23 protein-coding genes are annotated in these 21,665 nt (G+C 55.6%); 2 read left to right on the forward strand and 21 right to left on the reverse strand.

Annotated elements, in window-relative coordinates:
* Positions 1-46: 46 nt before the first annotated feature.
* From DM374_RS02380 to DM374_RS33405, 18 genes are all read right to left on the reverse strand, one after another.
* Positions 47-496, reverse strand: a complete 450-nt coding sequence (locus tag DM374_RS02380; protein ID WP_110968397.1) for a TIGR03751 family conjugal transfer lipoprotein — start codon at positions 494-496, stop codon at positions 47-49.
* A complete protein-coding gene (locus DM374_RS02385; RefSeq protein ID WP_110968398.1) occupies positions 474-1,973 on the reverse strand; it encodes a TIGR03752 family integrating conjugative element protein in 1,500 nt (499 codons plus the stop codon). Before DM374_RS02385 ends, DM374_RS02380 begins: the two co-directional genes overlap by 23 nt.
* Positions 1,954-2,847 (reverse strand): TIGR03749 family integrating conjugative element protein, encoded by an 894-nt coding sequence (locus tag DM374_RS02390; RefSeq protein ID WP_110968399.1) that lies wholly within the window; start codon positions 2,845-2,847, stop codon positions 1,954-1,956. The genes DM374_RS02385 and DM374_RS02390 overlap by 20 nt, the downstream gene beginning before the upstream one ends.
* Positions 2,844-3,494 (reverse strand): PFL_4703 family integrating conjugative element protein, encoded by a 651-nt coding sequence (locus tag DM374_RS02395; protein WP_037061036.1) that lies wholly within the window; start codon positions 3,492-3,494, stop codon positions 2,844-2,846. Before DM374_RS02395 ends, DM374_RS02390 begins: the two co-directional genes overlap by 4 nt.
* An 8-nt stretch (positions 3,495-3,502) precedes the next feature.
* Entirely contained in the window at positions 3,503-3,886 is a 384-nt protein-coding gene (locus DM374_RS02400; RefSeq protein WP_110968400.1) for a TIGR03750 family conjugal transfer protein, read from the reverse strand.
* Positions 3,887-3,899: 13 nt separating this feature from the next.
* Positions 3,900-4,199: a TIGR03745 family integrating conjugative element membrane protein gene (locus DM374_RS02405; protein ID WP_225231682.1), complete on the reverse strand. Its 300-nt coding sequence runs from the start codon at positions 4,197-4,199 to the stop codon at positions 3,900-3,902.
* A 66-nt stretch (positions 4,200-4,265) separates the two neighbouring features.
* Positions 4,266-4,499, reverse strand: coding sequence for a TIGR03758 family integrating conjugative element protein (locus DM374_RS02410; protein WP_404821274.1), 234 nt, complete (start codon positions 4,497-4,499; stop codon positions 4,266-4,268).
* Between the two features lie 2 nt (positions 4,500-4,501).
* Positions 4,502-4,819, reverse strand: coding sequence for an integrative conjugative element protein, RAQPRD family (locus tag DM374_RS02415; RefSeq protein WP_028690570.1), 318 nt, complete (start codon positions 4,817-4,819; stop codon positions 4,502-4,504).
* A gap of 519 nt (positions 4,820-5,338) precedes the next feature.
* Complete coding sequence (locus tag DM374_RS02420; RefSeq protein WP_110968404.1) at positions 5,339-5,662, reverse strand: hypothetical protein; 324 nt, start codon at positions 5,660-5,662, stop codon at positions 5,339-5,341.
* Positions 5,663-5,680: 18 nt separating this feature from the next.
* Entirely contained in the window at positions 5,681-7,150 is a 1,470-nt protein-coding gene (locus DM374_RS02425; protein WP_110968405.1) for a UvrD-helicase domain-containing protein, read from the reverse strand.
* 11 nt (positions 7,151-7,161) lie between these two features.
* Positions 7,162-7,911 carry a TIGR03747 family integrating conjugative element membrane protein gene (locus tag DM374_RS02430; RefSeq protein WP_110968406.1) on the reverse strand — a complete coding sequence of 250 codons (750 nt, stop codon included), beginning with the start codon at positions 7,909-7,911 and terminating at the stop codon, positions 7,162-7,164.
* 10 nt (positions 7,912-7,921) lie between these two features.
* Positions 7,922-10,138, reverse strand: a complete 2,217-nt coding sequence (gene traD / locus DM374_RS02435) for a type IV conjugative transfer system coupling protein TraD (protein WP_110968407.1) — start codon at positions 10,136-10,138, stop codon at positions 7,922-7,924.
* Position 10,139: 1 nt separating this feature from the next.
* On the reverse strand, positions 10,140-10,388 hold the full coding sequence (locus DM374_RS02440) for a hypothetical protein (RefSeq protein ID WP_060500124.1): 249 nt from the start codon (positions 10,386-10,388) through the stop codon (positions 10,140-10,142).
* Positions 10,389-10,396: 8 nt separating this feature from the next.
* Positions 10,397-10,927, reverse strand: coding sequence for an integrating conjugative element protein (locus DM374_RS02445; RefSeq protein ID WP_110968408.1), 531 nt, complete (start codon positions 10,925-10,927; stop codon positions 10,397-10,399).
* Positions 10,924-11,484: a lysozyme family protein gene (locus DM374_RS02450; RefSeq protein WP_110968409.1), complete on the reverse strand. Its 561-nt coding sequence runs from the start codon at positions 11,482-11,484 to the stop codon at positions 10,924-10,926. Before DM374_RS02450 ends, DM374_RS02445 begins: the two co-directional genes overlap by 4 nt.
* Positions 11,469-12,227 (reverse strand): TIGR03759 family integrating conjugative element protein, encoded by a 759-nt coding sequence (locus DM374_RS02455; RefSeq protein ID WP_110968410.1) that lies wholly within the window; start codon positions 12,225-12,227, stop codon positions 11,469-11,471. Before DM374_RS02455 ends, DM374_RS02450 begins: the two co-directional genes overlap by 16 nt.
* Before the next feature lie 10 nt (positions 12,228-12,237).
* Positions 12,238-12,936, reverse strand: a complete 699-nt coding sequence (locus DM374_RS02460) for a methyl-accepting chemotaxis protein (RefSeq protein ID WP_110968595.1) — start codon at positions 12,934-12,936, stop codon at positions 12,238-12,240.
* A gap of 49 nt (positions 12,937-12,985) precedes the next feature.
* Positions 12,986-13,312 carry a hypothetical protein gene (locus DM374_RS33405; protein WP_177431498.1) on the reverse strand — a complete coding sequence of 109 codons (327 nt, stop codon included), beginning with the start codon at positions 13,310-13,312 and terminating at the stop codon, positions 12,986-12,988.
* A 919-nt stretch (positions 13,313-14,231) separates the two neighbouring features.
* Here DM374_RS33405 and DM374_RS02470 point away from each other — a divergent pair.
* Both DM374_RS02470 and DM374_RS02475 read left to right on the forward strand, forming a co-directional pair.
* Entirely contained in the window at positions 14,232-15,812 is a 1,581-nt protein-coding gene (locus tag DM374_RS02470; protein WP_110968411.1) for a methyl-accepting chemotaxis protein, read from the forward strand.
* A 27-nt stretch (positions 15,813-15,839) separates the two neighbouring features.
* Entirely contained in the window at positions 15,840-17,519 is a 1,680-nt protein-coding gene (locus DM374_RS02475) for a putative bifunctional diguanylate cyclase/phosphodiesterase (protein WP_110968412.1), read from the forward strand.
* Between the two features lie 1,433 nt (positions 17,520-18,952).
* On the opposite strand, the gene DM374_RS33055 is transcribed toward DM374_RS02475, so the two are convergent.
* From DM374_RS33055 to DM374_RS02490, 3 genes are all read right to left on the reverse strand, one after another.
* Complete coding sequence (locus DM374_RS33055) at positions 18,953-19,303, reverse strand: hypothetical protein (RefSeq protein WP_157969647.1); 351 nt, start codon at positions 19,301-19,303, stop codon at positions 18,953-18,955.
* Between the two features lie 37 nt (positions 19,304-19,340).
* The gene (locus DM374_RS02485) at positions 19,341-20,039 is read right to left on the reverse strand and encodes a nitrogen regulation protein NR(II) (protein WP_110968414.1); all 699 of its coding nucleotides are present in this window, start codon (positions 20,037-20,039) and stop codon (positions 19,341-19,343) included.
* Positions 20,040-20,310: 271 nt separating this feature from the next.
* Entirely contained in the window at positions 20,311-21,525 is a 1,215-nt protein-coding gene (locus tag DM374_RS02490) for an HD-GYP domain-containing protein (protein ID WP_110968415.1), read from the reverse strand.
* Between the last annotated feature and the right edge of the window lie 140 nt (positions 21,526-21,665).

The raw sequence follows: 21,665 nt of genomic DNA on the forward strand, positions 1-21,665 counted from the left end.
ATCGGCGCTACAGGGGCTTTGCCCAGCCATTTGCGGATCATCTGCATCAGTACTCCTCCGTCCGCTCGCCTGGCATGGCGTACTGCACCCGTTGATACATTGGGAACACCGTGGTGTAGCCCGGGACCGGTACCGGGTCCGTTCCAGCCAGGTGCGGGAACACGTACATCACCAGGTCAGGATTCGGCAGGCGCTTGAACTGGCTGTAAATCTCGTTCTGGGGCGTGCGAGTGAAGGCGTCAGCACCTGCCTGTTGGCGAACCACCTGCGCCTCATCGAGCGGCCGACGAAGCTCTTGGCGAGCATCCAGCAGCATTCTGCTGTTGGAGCTGCCAGAGCTCCCGCCAGACGTGCCGTGTTGCCAGACGTCCATCATGTTGCCTTCCCCGTGGGGCAGCAGTTCGTCTTTGTCAGTCGTGCATCCGCCGAGAATGAGGGCGAGCACGAGCCAGGCCCCGGCCTGCAGGTGGGGCTTAGTCCAGGTTTGCGGATACATGGTTGGCTCCGGCGTTGTAATCGACCTTGCGGCCTTTGATCTCGTAGTCGATGGCGAGTTGCTGGTCCAGATGCACGGCGACCTTTGCCCCGGGCTGGACGTACACGGCGGCGAATGCTTCGCCGTAGAGTTTGTTCATCCAGGAGCGGATGTCGCTGACCCCGCCGGTGAGGATGGCGCCCATGGCGGAGTTCCCCGAGGAGCCCGTGGTCCCGAAGGATGTTCCGCCACTGCTGAAGGTCGTCGAGCTATTTTGCTCATCAGCCTTCAACAGTTTGGCGATGCCGGCGCCTGCGGCCGTCACCAGGGATTGGTTGGTCAAGTACTCCTTGGCGTTGGATCGGCGCTCGCCGGAGATGCAAGGGATTCCGTAGGAGTCGCTGATCCAGCCGAGTCCGCCCTGGATCGCAGGTTGCCCGTTCCCGTTACTGCTGTTCTGGTTGTTGTTCTGGCTGCCGTTGGCCTCCTCTGCTGGGGCAGGGAACGAACGGACCGTGCCGTCGGCGAACACGAAGGTCAGGCTCCGGACTTGCCCGCGCACGCAAGACAACGTCCAGTCGCCCGAGGCGGTACCGCTGGCGACTGCGCCGACGACGTCAGGAAGCTCGATGCCGTTTGCGGTTAGGTTGTCCGGGCCGATCAAGACCTTGAAGGGGAAGGGATCATTGACCGTCCCATCGATCGGTACGCGACCAATGAGCGCCGACATGGCCACCGACCCCATCAAGGTCGAGTTCTGAGGCAAGGTATAGGCTTTGCGCACTTGCTTGCGGGTATCCTGGCGAGATATCTCCGAACCGACGTTTTGCGCCGTCGCGCTGAGAACGGTCTGACCTTTGTCCAGGGTGTTGCCAAAGCTGGTGGGAAAATTGAAACCGCTAGCCGCCTGGGCGGAGCCGGGCTGAAGTGGTTTACCGCTAGCGTCCACGGCAGTGGCATCGGTCGGCTCCACCCACACGAGGCCATCGGACTTCGCCCCCTTGTCGAAACCTGCGCCGTCACCAGGTTGCACGCCAAGCCCGATAGGCAGGTCTTGCCCAGCGGAATTGGGGTTCTGCGACAGGTTATCCAACTGACGCTGGACTTGGTCAAGTAGGCCCAGGCTCTGGTTTTTTACCTGCTCCTGCAGCTCGCCCTTCGCATCATTGAGCTTGCTGTCGACATTCTGATCTATGCGCGAGAGCCGGAGCTGGAGCTCTGCGTTCTGGTCCTTGAGTTCTTTGTTGTCGGTCAGCACCTTCGCGATCTGGTCTTTCACCTCTCGACTTTCAGCGACCACTGTGCGGAGAGTGTCGGCCGGGGTATCACCGTCCACCCCTAGCTTGCGCGCGGTGTCGCCGCCAATGATGATCGGCTCATCTTCAGGAGCCTTCACCTCTTCTTTTTTACTCCCGCCCTTGAACAGGATGATGAGCACGACGATCAGCACCGGAATGAGCAGGTACTTGAGGAGTGGATTACTTTTCAGACTGCCCACGGCGCCCTCCTGCTTTCGGATCAATTTGGCTGACCGAGGACGGCAGCAGAGCCTCTTTCAGCCCTTTGCCTTGGGTGACCAGGTAAAGCGTGGTGGTATCGCTGGCGTTTCCGCGAGCCCCAAGGTATGGGTGCTGGAATGTCGCTGTGGTGAAGTTACCCATCAGCTCTGTGGCATTCATCGTCAGCTGCTGGGCGCTCAGGTTCCTCAGCTTGACCGCAGTGACGTAACTGTTGTGCAGGCGCCAAGCCCCCAGGATTGATGCCTCCACCGGCAACACCGGCAACAAAGTGCTCAGATCCAGGGCCCGGTCAACACGCACCTGGCTGATGCCGGCGACAGGCTCAACGGTCCGAAGTGGGGCGTACAGCATTTGTGCCGCATAGCGGGTCAGGACCACCGGCGCTGGAGTCTCATGGCGGGGTGCCGGCGGAACATCCTCTTCGTCCTCCGACGTCGCGGATCGCTTCGTCGAAGTTCGTGCGGAGGTGGTATCGCCGTAGTAGGTGGCAGGGGCCGCACCGGCGACGATCTTGGCTGGCTCGAGCTTGGCTTGGCCCTCTGCCGCCGTTGTCGCGGCAATATCCACCAGCATGATCTCGCCGGTGGCCACGTTCTGCAGCTGGAGCCGGGTCGGTGGAATTTCTTGGCTGGCCAAGAGGTAGACCGCGCCACCGGTGCTCTGGATACGCAGCATGCCGACAAGCTGGGGAGGCATCCCTACGCGCACGTTTTGGTCGACGAACACAATGCGCTCTTGCCCGACAATCAGCGGGATTGCCATGGGAATACGGTCCCATCGCAGTAGCTCTACCGCTTTCACATCGGAAACTGCGAAGAGGCCCAGAGCAAGGAGCCAGGCACGCAGATTCATGGCTTCACCCCGGCGGCTTGCAGATCAACCTCGATTCGTTGCGGGTTGGAGGCGTAGCAGTTCCACATCAACCCGAACGGATTTTTCTCTGGGTTGACGTCGGCACGGACAATGGACAGTGGGTAGCGGGTCATGGCGCGCTTGACCCGCTCTCCGTTCACCGACTCGTCAGCGAGCAGATCCAGGTTGACTGTCCAATCGTTGATCCCGATTTCTTCTACACGCAGCACTCCTGGGTCGGTCAGCCCATGGCCCGGGATTTCCGAGACGTTCCGCTCACGGCGACGCAACTCACCGGCGTTACGGCGCATCTCGTAGTCTTTCTTCAAGTATTCCTTGCAACCAGGGGTAACGTAGGAGGCCAGGCGTTCGATGTTGTCCTGGTAGTCGTCGTCCCCATTCTTTTCCCAGCGCTGCATCTGCTGGAAGATATAGAACCCGAAGGCGTACACGTTCTCTGGCGGCACTTCCCACCATTTGCGAGTGCTGCCGGAGCGGAGGTCCGGCGGCACATGCACGGTCAGGTCTTCGGGGGCTTTATGCCAGCCGTAGAACGCAAAAAGACTGACTGCGCCCAGCACAATGACCGCGATTCGCAAGCTAAGGATGTGTGCCTGCTGAGCATCCACTCGTTTTCGAAAACTCATGAAGATCCCTACTTTCCTGTACGACGGCATGTCCACGCACCCTTCCGGGTGACCAACTGTGGGCCACCGAGGAAGGGGAGGTGTTGAGCCTTGTAGAACTGGAGCTGGCGGTAAAACCATGTGTCCGGTCGGCCGCGCTTCATCTTCCTGAGGATTCGGCTTGCCACGGTCAAACCCAGAGCTCCACCTACAAGAGCGCAAGCGATGAAAAGAGCTGGGTTGCCGAACAAGAACGACACAGGGATGCCCAGAATCACTCCGCCCCCCCCACAAACACCGACCGTTCCCCACATTTCATCAGCAGTGAGGCCGCCCATGACGATGGGCTGCCTATTCAGGTTGTGGGGGAGAAAGTCGAGCGTTCCATCCTTCAGGTAAGTCGTCTCAGCCATGTTGCATCACCAGTTAGAGGACGCCGGTAGCTTTGGTGACCATGAAGATGCCAACGCCGATCAGACAGATCCCGACAACGGCGGTGAGCCCCAGGTCTCGCCACTTTTTCTTGCCCTCATGGATATCGTGGTAAACGCCGTAGGCATGGGAGGCGACCCCCACCATCATGCCTCCGAGCAGAAACAGCCCGATAAGCATGAAACCGTCATAACCGTAGTTCTGGATGGTTTGCAGCCAGCTCGTTCCCTCGCCGCGCGTGGGGGCTTGTGCTCCTGGTAAGGCGGCAGCGGCAATGACTGGGTGCAGACCCATGATCAATGCGGCGGCGCCGGTGAGTGACTTGGTGATGGTGCGAATAGACATCGGTTAGCTCCTTGGCTAGCTGAGAACGAGTGTGGAGAGGATCAGCAGCAGGACGATGACCTTGACGGTCGACGCGGCTGCAATGTTTCTGTCAATGTTCTGGGTCGCCCAGCCCCGGTACATGCTGTACAGCGCCCAGGCCCCCCAGAGGGTCGACAGTGCGATGACGGCGCCTACGAACAGCACGTTGCTGGCCTGGGGGGTGATGCCGCTGGCAGCGTTGAAAGCTGCGACTTGAGTGCCGCTCATGCTCATGGCATCCGCCCGCCGGTGAGGGTGTATTTTCCCGCCAGTTCTGCCGGATCTCGTGGCTGTGCGCGACTTGGAGTCAGATACTCTTGTAGGCCCTGGCGAACGCGCTGGATATCGCCGGCCAGACGTTCATAGTCGAAGTAGTAGCGCTGGCCAGGTTCGCTGGCGATCGTGGCGCTGCGGCGGGCTGAGTCCTCCAGCGCGTTCAGCTGGCGGATCATCACCTCGATGTTGGCCTGTTCTGATGCACCGGCCGCCTGAGCGCTGGGTATTAGTGAAAAGCCGCCGCTGACGCTGATCAGCGCGCCAAGCAGGATTCGGCGAGGAGATACAAGGAGGAGGAATGGCTTGTTCACGGCTGTGCTCTGGGACGACTGACTGTGGGTGTCAGAATGCCGAGACCAGGTGGGGGGCCGCCTCAAGAAATACTTATCTGGGGGCCGTAGAATTTTTTCTCGAGGCCAATCAGGCTTTGAAACCGTACAATTGACCTGTCTCGATAAGGCAGCTGCTCAGCCCAGTTGAGCCTGAGCCCACTGCATCGATCACGATGAGCCGGAGTCAAGCCAGGGAGTTGGTGTACTGGAATATTGATCTGTGGGGAGTCGTATGCCGCAGCAAAAACTTATTCGCCGGCGTTTGATGCTTGGGTCTCTGACTTTCTCGGTGTCCGTTTCCGAGATGAGGGTTGCTACGATAAAGCGGTCCTGGCCGCTGAGCTGTTGCAGCACCGTCGGGCAGTTAGCTCGTCGGAGTTGATCGAGATGGTCAGAAGAGCCAATGCCATGCTGGCCCTTCTCCCTGGATTCGATCATGAAGGCTAGGCAGCGAATGGGTCAGGCTGGTGACTCGCCGTTCCTGGCCTCGCGCTTGAAGAAGAGCAGATATCCGACCGGCATGGGAAAACCGTAGGACCAAGCCTGCGCATTTTGGTTGCCCACCTTGATCTCCCCTCGGCACACTGGCTCCGTGCTGACGAGTTCCCAGCCATCGGCGCCGAGCTCGAGCATCTTCGTCTGCAGCGGTTCGTCTTCGGACAGGAGAGTCCCAACATCGGGTTCCAACGTCTGCTCCGTGCTCTTGAAGATCCATGCGCCGCTAGTCGTGTTCTTGAATGGGATAGCGACAAACTCAGCGCGGTGTTCGAATTTCTTGCTCATGGTTCCTCCTTTATTTAATCAGCCGCGCGCTTGACGTGCCCCGGGGGCGAGCGCGTCGACGTAGCGTTCCATAATGGACAGCACCAGACTGTTGATCGCCAAGATCTTCATCGCTCGGGTGACGGCCACATATAGAAGGTTCAGCTCATCATCTCGTCGGCCTGGATCGATATCGGGTGAGAGCGGGTCTGACGTGAAGTCGTCGAAGAGACCGACAAAATCCCACTCCAGGCCTTTCGACTTGTGGGCAGAGGTCAGCGTGATAGTTGCGTCAAGCTCCTTATCCACCGTGCATGAGCGTAGAGCCAAGATTCGCTGGGGCAGATCCGGATACATGTTGATGATCTTGATCGAGCGGATCATCTCGCTGTCCTGGCTCACCTCGGCGATTTCTACGTACTGGGCATAGTCCCGGTAGTCACGGAGCAGTTTTTTGTTCTGGACCAGGTCGCACTGCTGTCGACTGAAATAGAACAGGTCCTCGAGGTCGCGCACGGAGTAGCTGTCGATGCCGCCAACCCAGTAGATCTTGGGTTTCTCGGTGACCAGGCACAGAGCGTTTTCAATCACCCCTATGACGGTCCGATGAATGTACGTCCTGTGCGGCAGTCCGGCCGGCAGCGCTTTCTTCACCAATGTCTTCTCGCCCAGTCCCAGCAGCTTCCTGGTTTCTCCCTTGTAGGACAGGATGATGTTGGCGACATGGGCGACTGCCGGCCCAAACCTGAAGCTCTGGGTCAGGTAGTGCTTCTCAGCCCCAGCCATCCAGCTGGCATTGAGAGCATCTTCCGCCCCTCGAAAGCGATAGATCTGCTGATGACGATCACCCACTGCCACCTTGCGAATGCTCTGAATGCGCACAATGTCTGCGATCACGGGGTTTACGTCCTGCCCCTCATCGAGCAGAACACAGTCGAAGCGCTGGCTCAGATCGGGTTTGCTCAGCTGGTACAGCTTCAGGTAACCGTCATGCGTGATCTGTACCGCAGTGTCCTGCAGGTCAGTCATTCGCTTCCAAATGCCCATCGCTGCTGCGAGCGCTTGCTTCAGGTAGCGCTCCTGGGCGGAGGTTAGCATCGGTCGATCACGGAACCGCGGAAAGTGGCAGCGTTCGATAAGATCGTCGGCGCTGGCCATGTAGTTGTTGAGGGTGGTCAGCACGTCCCTGACCAACTCCCAGTCCTGCGTATCAATCGCACGGGCGATGTCGGTCAGCCGCAGGTTGTTGGTCTGCTTATTGCTGAACTGTGTGCCATAGACGGCGTAGGCCAGGCCGTGTGCGGTTTTGTTCACTACGTTGCTCGGGAAGCGTCCCCGTGCGGCGATCTCCACCGACTTGTTGTAGCAGAGATAGAGAATTCGCAGTCGGGAGTGATGTTGAGCGTATCCCACCAGTGTGGTGGTCTTTCCACTGCCGGCGCCGGCCTGGATGAGGAGTTTCGGAGCCTCCGACTGGATGATGGGCGACTGTTCGTGGGTCCATTGCATTGTGCTCTTCCTCACAAATACTTCTTGAAGCTCGCGGCCGTGATGCTCACGGACACACCGAGCAGGGCGGCGCAGGGGAGCAGCACCAGCATGGGACTGATGCTAATCGGGAGTGCCAAGTAGAAGGTCCAGGGGAAAATAGCCAACGGCATAATCGTTGCGCGGGCCTTGTGATAGAGGTAGCTGGATTCGCGACCTGCGCCGAATTTGCGCAGATCTCGGCGCACCAGTCCGTCGACCAGACCCGTCAGTGCGGCCATGGCGAACAGCGGTATGGTCATCAGCAGCACGACCAAGCGGACGCAAAACACCAGAACGGTGAAGAGTGCCGCCAGCACATAGTTCTGGACCGTTGTGACGCTTTGCGCGGCCCAGTAACGCATGTCCAGCTCGTTGCGGGGCCCAGCGTGGGCGATCGACTCCATCCCCTGGACCCAGCTGAGCATCCCGGTCTTCACGATCAGCCAGTCATAAGCTTCGGTGACCAGCCATGTCGCAGTGCGCCCCGGTTCTTGGACGATGGCACTGTGGACCAGGCCTTTGGATAACCAGCTGACCTCGCTGACCAGCATTTGCTGACCGTGTCGCCATCCGGCTTCTGGCCAGAAGAGGTACAGGCATACCCAGTCGATCAAGATGGCGACGAGCAGCGAGCCGAACATCACTCCGAGAAAGTTGAGCGGGAACCAGAAGATCTTGCTGAACAGCGATTCCTGTCGCTCCTGCTGCTGTTCGGCCTTCTTTGATACGTCGTCTGCCATGGCCTACACCTCAAGCTGCGTCATCGGTGGCCACCTGACGGAAATCTTCAACCAGGTCTTCGGGCAACGCAGATTTCAGTTCCTGATAGCCCGGAGCTTCCCACCAGTCGCTTGAGGACGCCGCCGAACGTCGCATGCCTGCGGCCAGGCCCTGCAGATTGCCGGGCATGACCTCGTCGGGGTCGTTCGCGGGAAGCGGCATGCGGACCTTCCAGAGGTTCCCACCCTCAATGAGCGCGAAGGCCTGCCCCTTGGGAAGCCCGACCACGTGGGCGGGCTCAATCATCGGCACGCTCGCCAGCTGCACTTGGTCATGTGAGCTCGAGGTGAATGCTGTTTTCCCGTTGACCGAGTCGTTCGCACTGCTCGCCGGGGTGCTGTTGTAAATCTGCACATTGGGCAGCTGGTTGGTCAGCAGCTCGGCGGTTGCAGTTTCACGGACGCGCAACATGAACAGGTTGTTGAAGTTACCGATCACCTGGCCGGCCTTGGCTTTAGAGCCAATCTTCGCCTCGATGTCGCTCATGGTCTGGGTGTAGGCAGTGACCTGCATGCCCGCGCCGCCGGCTTTGTTCACCATGGGGATGAACTCGTCCCCGATCAGTTCGTTGAACTCGTCAGCGTGGAGGTTGATGCGAACCTTGCCACCGGCCATATGGCCCGGCAGACCATCATCGATGCCATGCTTGTAAATGTGGCCGGCGACGGAGACCAGGTCGCTGAACATCGAGTTGCCCACCGCCGCAGCGACCTCAGTGTCGGACAGCGCATCGAGGCCGATGTATACGACCGCGCGTTTCCGAATCACTTGCATCCAGTCGAAAATCGGTCGCTGGTCAGCGAGATCCAGGTAGTCGGGCGCGAGTAGCTCAGCGATACGACCAGTGGTGAGTTTCTCCAGGAGCGGCAGCAGGGATGCGACGATCTTGTCGAAGTAGGTCTTGTCGTAGCGCACGGCACTTCGCAGGCCATCCATGACGGAGTCGTTGATGCGTTTCTGGGTCAAGTACATGTCGATCGCCACGACGCGCAGCGGACGGTCCTTCATGGCGAATGACAGGTTCTTCCGATCGATCTTGCCTTCAACTTCAACGATGGCTTGCCAGGCCTTCGGATCATGTTCTGCGAAGTACTTCTGGGCGTATTCGATGAATAGCTCGTCGATGTTGATGACGTGCCGGCGGATCTGTTCGTAGTCAGGACGGCGGCCGAGGGCGACCAACGACTGCGCGATGATGTTGACGAATCGCCAGGCGAACTCCCGGAACGCAGCAGAGTTGCCTTCGCCGGAGAGCTGGCCAGCGATACGGGTGGCGACCTCGCTGATCCGACCAAAGCGGCCGATGGCGTTGTAGCGCGCGGAAATGTCCGGCCAGCCCAGGTGGAACACATAAAACTCGTCGAGGCGTCCGGCGCGCTTGCATTCGATGTACATGCGCTTGAGCAGATCCGCATCACCTTTCGGGTCGAAGACGATCACAACCTCGTGGTCAGCCTGTGCCTCTGCACGCCGGCGCCGGCTCCAGCGATGGGAAGTTTGGCTCCGGCGCCCCATACGGACTCGCGGCCCGCGTCGATGCGTTCGGCGAATGTCCTGCGTGATGAAGACCTCAGCCAGACGAGTCTTGCCTACCCGTGTGGTTCCCAGCACCAATGTGTGGCCCACGCGCTCACCGAGAGGCAGGCTAACGTTCTGCTCATCAGGCTCGATTCCATGCAGCCTGGGCAGGCCACCCACGGGTGGCAGCGGCCTGGCGGGGTTCCAGTTGGAGTCCCAGCCAGTGACTTTGGTGATTAGCTTCAGTGGAAAGGGGGCGAACTCCAAACGTTCTTCCAGCCAGCGCGCACGCATATAGAGGTTCGTCGGCTCGACGTAGGCCGCGAACTGGGGAAGGTAGGTGTCGGCCAGGCGTTGCGTGTGCTTCTGTGTCCACCGGAATCCACGACCGATGAACAGGCGCTCGTTGCTGATCGGCATTTCAGCGCTGGTCATAGTGTAGTGGGGAAGCCGCCGTAAATTCGCCTGGTAGCGTAGGACCCTCCGCGCCTGCAGGAGCCGAATGGTGCCCAGGTAGATAAAGCCCAGGGCGGCGACAATCCCGAACAGCGGTGTCAGGGCAAAAGCCCAGGGTGCGCCAATGCAGAGTGCAGCCGCTACATAGCAGACGGCAGTGGTGAATAGTTCTACCGGGGGGCGGAGCAGAGATTCAAGGGTATATGTCGCCATCTCACGTCCTCGAGGTGTAGGTCAGGGCGTCGGCTTCAGCGCGTGCTGCCTCGACCTGGTCCGGAGTCAGCCGTTCGGCCAGGCGCTGGGCGAATGCGTGTTCGTTGAACTCGGAGATCCCGGTTAAGCGCGCACCGTAGAGCTCGCTCACGTGGCGGACCTGCTCGATCATTTGCTCGCGGCCGGGTCGGTGCAGGGGATGGCTGATGATCAGCGTGAACACCGGCGAAACAGGTCGTGTTGGGCGCATACCGGGTCTCACTGCTGAAGGGTTGTGGCTGTGATCAGCACCGGGTAGTGCTGCAGCCCCAAGCGACCAGCAATATCGCTGGCAGGAACGGGCATCACTTGCAACCCGGGAGCCCAGCGGCGGATCTCTTGCAGTCGTGCTGCGTTGCCGACATTCACGGCGAGCCCCACTGCCTGCAGGCCTTGAAGTGCCGGCAATTTCTGCTTGAGCCAGGCCTGCGACATTTGATCATCCCCGACGATGAACATCGGCTGCAGACCAGCTGCATTGATGACCCGTCCCTGTACTGGGCCCGGACTCAGTTCTGGAGTCAACACCGGGAACGCCCCACCAGCCCGGACACCAGTCACAACCGGGGGAGCGTGCGCAGGCTCGGGGTCAATGTCCTGGTAGTAGGGCAATGCGGATGCTCCGCCGCGGTCCTCCACTACTGTGAGCACAGCTTGCTGGTCAGCACTGGTGGGTAGGGCCAGGCTGCTCACTATCGCGAACGCCAGGGCTTGCAAGACGTGTGACCGCCAAGCGTGGGGATATGTCATGGGGTCCGTACCTCGAAATTGATGCCGGTGACCCGGCTGAGATGTTTCGCGAAGTAGCCACGGTACTTTGCCGCCGGCGCGCCGCCGGCCGGGCGGTGATACCGCCCGGCAGCATCGATCCAGGTTCCCCCCTTGGCCTTTTGCTCAGCCAGGATCTGGGCGGTCACCGCCAAGTTCTTGTAGGGGTCCAGGCCTTCGCAGGGAAAGCTGTAGCGATGCCCGTTCGAGCGAATATTGGTTTGCCCCAGTCCCACGTCGACTCGAGCGGGCCCAGCGATCGCAATTGCGACCAACAGCGCTCGGCAAGCATCTGCGCGGGTGGCGAAGCGATAGCCGGTGCCCGCGACATTCAACGTCCACGGCCAGGGCACAAGCTGACCCCGAAGGCGGGTGCCGCTCTCCTGCAGCGCCACGGAATAGAGCACGACCGGTGGAACCCCGTGCCTGATGGCGATCGCCTTGTAAGCTGGTGGCGGATCTTCCACGCCCCACGCATTGCCGGCGAACAGTAGCACCGGCAGCAGGCAGAGCTGCCACCAACTCATTGACGGCGCCATGATCCGTTCACCTGCGTCACGGCCGCTGGCAGCGAGCCGCCGAGACCGAGGCGAATCCAACGACCCTGGTCATGATTGAGTGTGATCAGTCGGCTTTTAACGCTGGACGGGTCAACACCCGCGAGGATTGCCCAGCGGCGAATACGTTCATCGTCGTTCTGGCTGCCGACGAAATAGAGGTCAAACGGCGTCTGGGACGCCTGCAGGCGTTTGACCTGGTCGATGCAGGGCAGGCAGTCGTCTTTGACGAAGAGTGCCATTCGCCCGTTACCTTCCAGAGCTGGGCCGCTCCCGGACCCGGACCGGGCCGAAGGGGAGGCCGAAATCTCAATGGCATTGATGCCCGGGAACAGACGCTGGTACGCCTCATCGTAGGCTCGCTGGTAGGCGAGCTCCCTGTCGACTCGTTGACGCTCTGCCTGAACCTGGAGCTCGGCAAACCGGCGCCGCTCACTATCCGATCGAGCTTCGATTCCGAGTGCAGTTAGCGGGTCAAGCCCCGGCGAATACACCCCCCGAGGCCCTTGCATCACCTCTTGATATCGCTCGTATTCCTTGGAGGTCAGGCCCCACTCCTGCGCTGCTTTATCATGAAGCTTGTCCTGCGACAGGATGCTTTCGCTGGTGAGCTGTTGAACACTGGGGGCGCCTCCTCCTACAGCGGAAGGAAGCGGCGCGGCCTCAATGCCCGCAGCAGTAAATGCGCAGGCGCAGGCGACGGCTCGAACGATCGGTAGATTCATGATGCTTTTCTCATGGCTGGATGCTCAGGGTTCGGGTTGTGCCGCCGGCGTCGAAGGTTGCAGTTCGTTCATCTACAGCCTTGAGTCGCCAGGTGCTGCCACTGACCACTTCGCCTGGCCGAAGCAGGTAGATCTGGCTCAGTCGCGTGCTACCGGTGGGGGCAACAGATAGAAAGCGCTCGCCGCCCCGGTATTCGAGACCGACCATCTGAAATGGCGGAGGCTCTTGCGGCATGGGCGTGGCTTTAACCGGTGCGGGCTTCGCCTTCGGTTTGGAAGTGGAGGCTTTAGGAGCTGGTGCAGTTGCCTGGGCCTGTGGCCTGCTCATTTTCTGCAGTTTGCCGTCAAGTGACTCAAGGTCGGCTTTCAGTACCAGGAGATCCCCCGCAGTCGCGGATGAGCGAGTGGCTTCAACTGCAGCTTCGTGGGCCTGCTTTGCCGTGGCTTGCACTGCATCGATCCGGCTCGAGAGTGTTTGCTGGCTAACACGGAAGTCTTCCATCGTGACCAGGGGTTTGCCTGACACAGTGTCGAGACGATCGTCGATCGTGCTCACCCTGCTCTGGAGTGCGTCGATGGAAATTTTCTCTGCTGCTCCGTTCACAGCGCGAGACAGGGTCGACAGCTGGTATTGCTGGAACGCGATGATGCCGCCCAGGATGAGCAATCCTGCGGCGATGGGCAGATATTTTCGGATCGGCAGTTTCATGGGTGTCCTCTCGAAGCCGAGTACACCCTCGCGCAACCATGGTCCTGTTTCAGCAGAAAATACTTAGTCCGCCGGCGTGGAATTTCTTGATTGATGCCGAAGGGGTAACCCTTTGCTGGCGAGCGCCGGGACTGAAAAGCCACTCTTGCAGTCCAACTCGCTCTTCGACCTTCATACGTTCAGAACGAGCGTGCTGGACAAACAGCTTCTTGGGCTGACCGCCATTGAGTGAACGCCTCGAATGTTTAGCACCAGCCATCTGTGGGGCACACTGGATTCCCTTTCCAGCAGGCAAGAAAAAAGGTTCTTCACTGAATCCCAGGAAAACAGAAACATAAACGCCGATTTTTTGGATGATGTTCGTACAAGCAACCATATCTACAAGCCGGCGTTCTTGTGCACGTTCTTAATACGTTTCTGCCCTTTTGGGAGAGGACTATTTCCGTCATTGCGATCTTAGATCTGACGGCGATGATGATCGACCTGATCCATCAGCTCACCAAATTTTCACCTGCAGCGCCTTCCACAAGCCCAGCACTATCATTCACGAGCACTGTCAGCGCTCAATCCGTGACCTACCTATCCAGGGTCACTCGGTGAGGCAGCATTGCCAACGCCGGCGCGTTGAGTGCAAGGAGTGCGGCAAGCGAACGGAGTCTGTCCATTGACTTGAGCTCAATTAACGAATGACCAAACGCTTGGCGTAGGCTGTGTTCAGGCTTGCCAATGATTGCCTTGAGCGTCGCCGAGCTGTTCGGGTTACATTGAGATAGCTTGCGCTACAAGCTGCGATGAACGGTAACCAATCGTTCATCGAGAAGCTCGGTGACGATCCATGGATTTACCAAATCTCAGATTTTAAACATACGTTCCGAGGTGAGGCGGGGCGATAGCGCACCCATATTTCTGCCACCAAGCAAACCCACTGGGCGCGTAATCAAAGGTGCCTATCTGCTCTCTGGCATAAAATTCATTGCGAGCGCTTGTCGAGCAAGTGGGAAATAAGCTTTGCAACAGGCGTGTGGTGATAGGAGCACGGTCACGTGATCAGCCTTCTCAACAAAGCCATCCTACCCTTGAATACTGATATTGCAGCAAAAATGCGTTAAATGTAAGTGGCGCTCGGTAGTTTTTTAAAAAGCGGTTGCGAGTTAAAACGCTCGATCGAATAATGGGCGTATTTGGCTTCCGTTTTCTACGATGGGAATTTGACGGGTGGCAAAACTTAGCTTGACTATTTGTAAGGCGATAATTCTAGATCAAGGCAAAAACTAAATCACTCATCGGTAATTCGTATGTTTAAAGGCCCTCAGAACCGCACTAGGCAAGTCACACTGGTGGAGCAAACCTTTCCGGATTCGCAACGGTTGATCTCGGCCACTGACCCCTCGGGAAAGATACTCTATTGCAATGACGAATTTGTCAGTATAAGCGGCTATTCTCGTGAGGAGCTCGTGGGCAGCCCACATAATTTGGTACGTCACCCAGATATGCCGGCTGCTGTTTTTGAGCTTATGTGGTATTACCTGAAAGCTGGTAAAAGCTGGATGGGTGTAGTGAAAAACCGTTGCAAAAACGGAGATTTTTATTGGGTCAGCGCTTACGTAACTCCAATTATGGAAGATGGCAGGTTGACAGGGTACGAGTCTGTCCGGGTCAAACCTACCCGTAAACAAGTAGAGCGCGCTGAACTGTTGTATGTTCGTTTACTAGCTGGGAAGTCGGCAATTCCGGCGTTGCGTGACTTAACTGTAAAACTGCGCAAGCAGATGGTGCCCGCCACAGCTGGGATGGTCGCCTGCGGTGTGATTCTACTGTTGCCGAGCCTAGCAGCCCTGCCGCTGACATTTCTGTTATTTCTCTCCTCTGGCTGGTGGGTATATACCAGGCAGGAGAAAATTTTAAAGGCAATTATTGAAAGTGTCCCTCACGCTTTCAAAGACTCGTTGAGTTCTCTGACTTATAGCGACAGGCCAGGCAGCCTTGGTCAGTTGGAGTTGATCTTGATCAGTGAGGATGCGCGCCTAAAAACCGCGCTCACTCGCCTGGATGATCTGGCTGGCCAAGTGGCCGAGGCGGCATCGCATGCCTCCTTGCTTTCAACCCAAATCGAACATGCGCTTGTAGAGCAGCGCGCCGAAACAGACATGACTGCTGCCGCTATGACAGAAATGGCCGCCTCCATTAACGAGGTTTCCGGGCATGTCCACCAAACTGCTACTGAAGCCGAAACAGCACATGTACTGGCTGTACAAGGTGATAAAGTTGCCGGGACTTCGCGTGAAGCAATTCAGCTTCTGGCAACTACGGTAACGAACATCAGCGATGCAGTAGACAATCTCGCGCGAGAGACCCAACAAATCATGTCCGCCGCAGAGGTCATTCAGTCTATTGCGGATCAAACCAATCTACTCGCCCTCAACGCTGCGATAGAGGCCGCGCGTGCTGGCGAGCAGGGGCGCGGTTTTGCTGTAGTCGCTGATGAGGTGCGCGCCTTGGCAAGCAAAACTCGGGTATCCACACAAGAAATTCAGAGAGTGATTGAAACTCTGAAGAAAGGAACCGATCAGGCAGTCGATATCGCGAGGATCGGCACTCTGGAAGCTGACCATGGTGTGCAGCAGGTCATACAGGTTCAGGAGGCGCTGGAAGGTATTCGCGAAGCGGTTGGGCGCATTAGTGGCATGAGCCAACAGATGGCGGCGGCCTCAGAGGAGCAGGCTCATGTCGCAGAGGATATTGCACAACAGATCAACAATGTTGCCGGCACCGTGGAGCAGACCGCGAAAAATTCTCATGCAGCAGTGATTCGGGCGAGCGAGCTTGAAACCACCTCGCGCGGTTTGCATGCATTGGTTGAGCGCTTCAATAGGTAATGTCGTGAAAAATTATGGAATTTGCAGATGAGTGAAGGATACCGTGCTGCTGTAGATGCGGCGGCTATTTTTTCAGAAACCGACATGGAGGGAAATATTACATATGTCAATGATCATTTCTGCGCTATTTCCGGTTATAACGCGCATGAGCTCCTCGGGCAAAATCACCGGATTCTAAATTCTGGCATCCATCCGCCGGCGTTCTTTGCTGAGTTGTGGAGCACCATTTCACAAGGACAAGTCTGGAAAGGGGAGATTTGTAATATCCGTAAGGATGGTAGCCTCTATTGGGTCGACAGTACAATCGTCCCAACATTCGACAGTGTCGCCAAAGTTAAGAAGTATGTGTCCATTCGCTTTGACATTACCGAAAAGCGTAAGCTGATGGACGTACTGCAGTGGCGGGCCGATCATGATGTGTTGACGGGCCTGCCCAATAGATCCTTGCTGGATAAACGTTTCAAACAAGCTATCCGCACGGCGAATAAACGCGGGATTTTCCTTGCGGTGTGCGTGCTTGACCTTGATGGATTCAAGATTATCAACGATCGATATGGTCACGCTACAGGTGACCGGTTGCTAATAGAAGTAAGTAAACGGCTAAAGAAAGGTATTTTGGGTGACGACACTGTAGCGCGTTTGGGGGGGGATGAATTTGTACTCCTTTTGCACCTGTCGAGTACCTGTGAGTTAGAGTCGGTGATGCACAAGATTCTGCAGGATATTTCCTCGGTCTATACTATTGACGGTGTCGAACTGGAGATTTCCGCCAGTATTGGTGTTACCCTCTACCCCAAAGACGATGTCGGCAGCGATTTGCTTCTCCTTCATGCAGATCAAGCGATGTACAGGGCTAAATTGAGGGGAAGGAACTGTTTTCATATATTTAATTTGTTGCTGGACAGTGAGCGCCGCACTGCCTTTGAAACGGTGGTCGAAGTTGGCAAGGCACTCCGCAATAACGAATTCCGGCTGTATTATCAACCCAAAATCGACTTCAATACCGGAAAGACTATTGGATTCGAGGCGTTGCTGCGATGGTTGCATCCCCAAGATGGAGTTATCTCCCCTCAGAACTTTATCCCGTTTATTGAAAATACTAATCTGATCGTGGATGTCGGCAATTGGGTTATGGAAGAAGCCCTGAGGCAAATCACGCAATGGCGCAAATCAGGCAAAGACTGGTCGATTTCAGTAAATATTGGAGCTTTGCATTTCCAGCAAAAAGGTTTCGCTAAGAGATTAGAATGCTTGCTTGCCCAATACCCCGAGGCGCGGCCGGAACAGCTGGATATTGAGATTGTTGAATCTGTCTTGCTAGGCGATATGTCCTGTGCCGTCAGAAATATCAACGATTGCCAAGCCCTGGGTGTGACTTTCTCGTTGGACGATTTCGGTACAGGCTATTCATCACTTAGTTATCTCGAAAAGCTAGACACGCAGTCCATAAAAATTGATCAATCGTTTATACGTGGTATATTGAATGATAAGAAGAGTTTATTGCTGACCATCGCCATAATTGGTCTGGCGAAATCATTTAATCGCCAGGTTATAGCTGAAGGGGTCGAGACTATTGAGCAGGCAGATCTGTTAATGCGCCTAGGCTGTGATATTGCTCAAGGGTATGTTATCGCCAAGCCTATGCCAGCGGAACATGTCCTGCAGTGGGTTGATCAATTCGTAACAATCGGAGGCGAGCGGCACTGACGCCAGGTTGGCTCAGTGACTGCTGCGGTTCGGGTCAGATCAGCTCTCCGCCTGAGCATCAAAACATCGGATAAGCTTTTATCTCGGATCCGTCGGTTCCACCAGCAGCCCCAAGTATGAACGAGCACCCCAATCTAGTCTGTGCTGTAGTGCCACTAGGCCTTCTCAGGGGCCTAGATCTGGCCTCAGACAGACTCCGCGAATTCAACTGGAAGGATTTGCGCCACGATTACCAGACCAGCTCACATGATTTTCTCGTACGACCTCGAGGGCGCTTGCTTTTGACCAGGAAACGGCTGACCTAATCGGGCAAGATGCAATCTCGAAATTAATCACAGTGAGTTACCACGTGGACAAGGTCACATGCCCGGTCGCGAAGACGGTCCAATCGACTAAAGCGGATTTCAGAGCGAGCGGGCGCGAATGGAGCGCTTTGTTTGAAAGCCGCATCGTCATAGGTGGTGGCTTGCCAATCTGTCCGTTTCGGGATACTCGCACCTAGGGGGCTGCGTCGGTTTACTCGTTGCCCAATCCAACCAACCCGCAATTGGGACGCTTCTCTTGCGGCCCGGATTGATACTTAACGTTCGGCTCAGAGCCATGTCGGTCTATAAAATCTAGCTCACCGGAAAGGGGGCTGATCCAGGAAGTCAGCGCCGCTCAGCAGCATGGCGTTTCCTTCACAAATCGCGGGCGCTGGAGATGTCATCCGTTCTGCCGCCAGCCAGGCTCTGGTCCGTTCTACATCGAATATCTGTTCACCATCAGCCATGGACGCTACGAGCTCAGCGGATATTTTATAATGGCCACAATTTGGACAGACACGCTCTTCCCACCGCTCACACGTGGCAAACTGCTCAGCTGTTTCCAAGCAAATCAGACACATCGTGGTTATCTCCATTCCTCTAAGTCCTCCTCCTTTTTTGCCATTGCACAAGATGCATCAGTGTCGGTCGTTAGACGCGTCATGAATAACCTAGCCCAACGTGAAGATTTAGTTATCTTTATGTGAAAATCTACTAAGAGAGTACGGCACTATTCCATCGATGATTATTTGTGCATTTTTTGAACTAAAGCTATGAACAGGTGAGTATCTCGCGCGTTAAATAATGGAATGGGAGGGCGCGCGTGCGTGGGGAGAGCTGTCGTTCGCATGGATCTTCCCGTCTACAGCGTAGCCTGACGTACTACACCTTCTAAGGGGCATCCAGCTCCTAAACCGAAGACTGGTCTGTCGCCAAAGAGTAAGGGCTCCGTCCTCCTATGAATGCCACTGGAATGCCTCGGCCCGTGTTAGAGGCTGCATCGAACTCCGTTGCGCGGCATAGCCGTTTCTGGTCGGGTATCTGGACAAAACTAGGAGAAAGCGTCCATCGCGAAAATTGCTGTCGAGTTAGCGGAGGCAGCGCCCCAAAAGGTAATGAGGTAGACGCTCAAGAGCGTCTAGTGGCATGCCGTCTGTTTTGAGAGAGGAGTTCTTCCAACAGGACGGCGATTTCCAGTAGCGAACGGGCATGTACGTACTTTTGTCCGAACTGCATAGTCAGTTTTCTCGCTGGGGCTTCTGCAAACCATGCGGCAATTGCCAACCATGCCGTTGGCCGCATCGCCTGCGATACAGTCAGAAAATACTGAGCATAACTGAGATGTGATGGGTGTTTCCCTTGTAGCATGGCGACGCCAGGGTCATTGACGGATGTCTCCTCTAGCAGCCCATAGCAAGGGCAGAGGCAATTGTTATGGTCGTCATGAAAAATGAATAATATTCCAGTAATGGGGCTCATGCGCCAACTCCAATTCGTTTTGATATTTATAAAAATGTCAGCTAGAGAGCAGTTGTTTGAGATCCTCAAAAGGCAATTGAGGATGAAGAAAGCCGCCTTGAGCATACTTAAAACCATGCTTTTTCAAAAGACGGACCTGTTGTTGTGAGTCTATGCCTTTAGCCGTAATGGGGCACTCCAAGCTGTTGGCTATGATTTTTTTAAAGTTATCCACATCTATATGAAATAGTGTGAGGGTCGTGTCCCTTTGTGCGCGGTGATTGCTGAATGATTCCAAGGTTGGGAGTAGTTGGTTGCAATTTAAGCAGTTGGTAAGACTGTCGTGGGTTGCCAGATAATTAAGCTCAGAAATGTTCTCGCTGAAGCGAAATAATAAAATTGTGTATTGTTCGCCGTCGAGCGCACTCACCCAGTAATCTCGGACGTGATATTTTAATTTTTGAACGGGCTCCGCACGTATCGGGATTTCAATTGTTCCACTAACGGTGATGATATCCTCGAGAGTTTTTGGACTGGCCAGGAGCGCTTGCCCTCCAGAACTGTTCAATAATGTCGTGACCTTAGCTCCCACAAGGCTGCTATTCGGCTGGTTAAACAATGCGGATGCTGACGAATTTGAAAAGCATATATTAAAATCTTTGTTTATAATCAATACCGAGTCCGTGATTTCCTCTAACATTTCAATGAAATTTGGTAGCTCATTAGCTAGTGGGTTGAATGTCTCAGCGTTGTTCATCAGGAGGTCTGCCTTTTATATTTGAGCAGCTGGCAAGAGCTTAAGGCTGGCTATATGCATTTCTAAATCTGTGTTTAGATTGCTATTTGCTGTTTTTCGTCGTATGAGCGGTCTTGAATTTTCGAAGTTGGCGTGCGCCTAACATACCATCTCCGGATATAGGGGGTAACGAACCACAGCTTTGTGTGCGGGCAGGGTTATAATCGATCTAGTCAATTTATTTAACGTGCCGCTCTACTAACTAGCTTGATGTGAATTGTGTGAATGTTATTCATTGCCGCCATAAGCTCTCAAGGTCATGAATGCCCCACGCGGATGGCTCCTCGCGTTTCACAATTTTGTCTGCCCGATTATTTTTCGTCAGGTCAACCACCACCGGCGTAAGATAAGTGCCTGTGCGTATGTCATAGAAAAATTTAACTATCGGATTGGTCAAGGCGCTGGGCGTATTCTTTATAACCACAGCCAGATGGCCTGACTCCATGCTCACTAAGCTGCCAACGGGGTAAATTCCAACCACTTTCACAAAGGCTTGGAAAATTGCAGGGTCAAAATGGCCGGTCCACGTGGCCATTTGAGACAACGATCCTGCGGCATCCCAAGCTTCTTTATAGGCTCGACGTGAGGTGATCGCATCATAGACATCGCAGATCGCTGCCATCCGGGCATACAAACTGATGCATCCGCCCTTTAGTCCGTGCGGGTATCCTCTGCCATCCACTCGCTCATGATGGTGAAGGCATACATCCAACACAACTTCTGGTATTCCTATTGTATTAGACAGTATCTCGTAGCCAGCTTGGGGGTGGGTCTGCATTGTGGCGAATTCCGTTTCGCTTAAGGCTCCTGGTTTGTTCAGGATCTCATCAGGCATATTCACTTTACCTATATCATGTAGCATACCAGCCAAGCCCGCTTCCCGCTGCTCGCTCTCGTTAAGCCCCAACTGTCTGGCGAGCGCAACCATCAGGGCGCAGACGGTTACAGAGTGTAGGTAGGTATATTCATCTTTACTTTTCAAACGCGCGAGGCTAATGAGCGCTTCTTGATCTCTAGAAAGAGAACAACATATACCACTGACCATCTCCATGCAGTTCTTGATTCGGATAGCATTGCCCAGTCGAGCTTCACGAAATGTGTCAATGACGGTGGTTTTTGATGTATTAAGTGTCTGCGCGGCAAGTGAATATTCTTCTGAACGCTGTGTTAACAAAGAATTTGAGGGCCGCTCTTCCATAGAAGCTAGTTGTGGGCTGGACGTATAACTGGCAGGCGATGAATTTTGGTCCGTAGAATAGTTCGTATCTAAGCCGCGACTAGTATTAATCCATAAATAATCAATATGGCTTTCAGTTAAAGACTTGAGCGTTTGCAGGCTGTCTATTTTAAAGCGTGTTCTCCAGAAAGGATGTGATAACCAGTTGCCCTCCAGAGATTCAACGAACATACCGATACGACTTTGGTCTTTATGGATACGTTTAAGCATGGGGCCACCGAATCACAGTGCAAGATATACAGGCCTGGGCTGTCATAGGTGATAAGGCGCTGGCTACTTGGCGCCAATAACCTGGCATCGCTAGACAACGCTTTGTCGTGTTCTTCATTTGCCGTTTTCTTTGGTTATAC

Origin of the sequence: Pseudomonas huaxiensis, assembly GCF_003231275.1 — a bacterium.
In the GTDB taxonomy this organism is placed as follows: Bacteria; Pseudomonadota; Gammaproteobacteria; order Pseudomonadales; family Pseudomonadaceae; genus Aquipseudomonas; species Aquipseudomonas huaxiensis.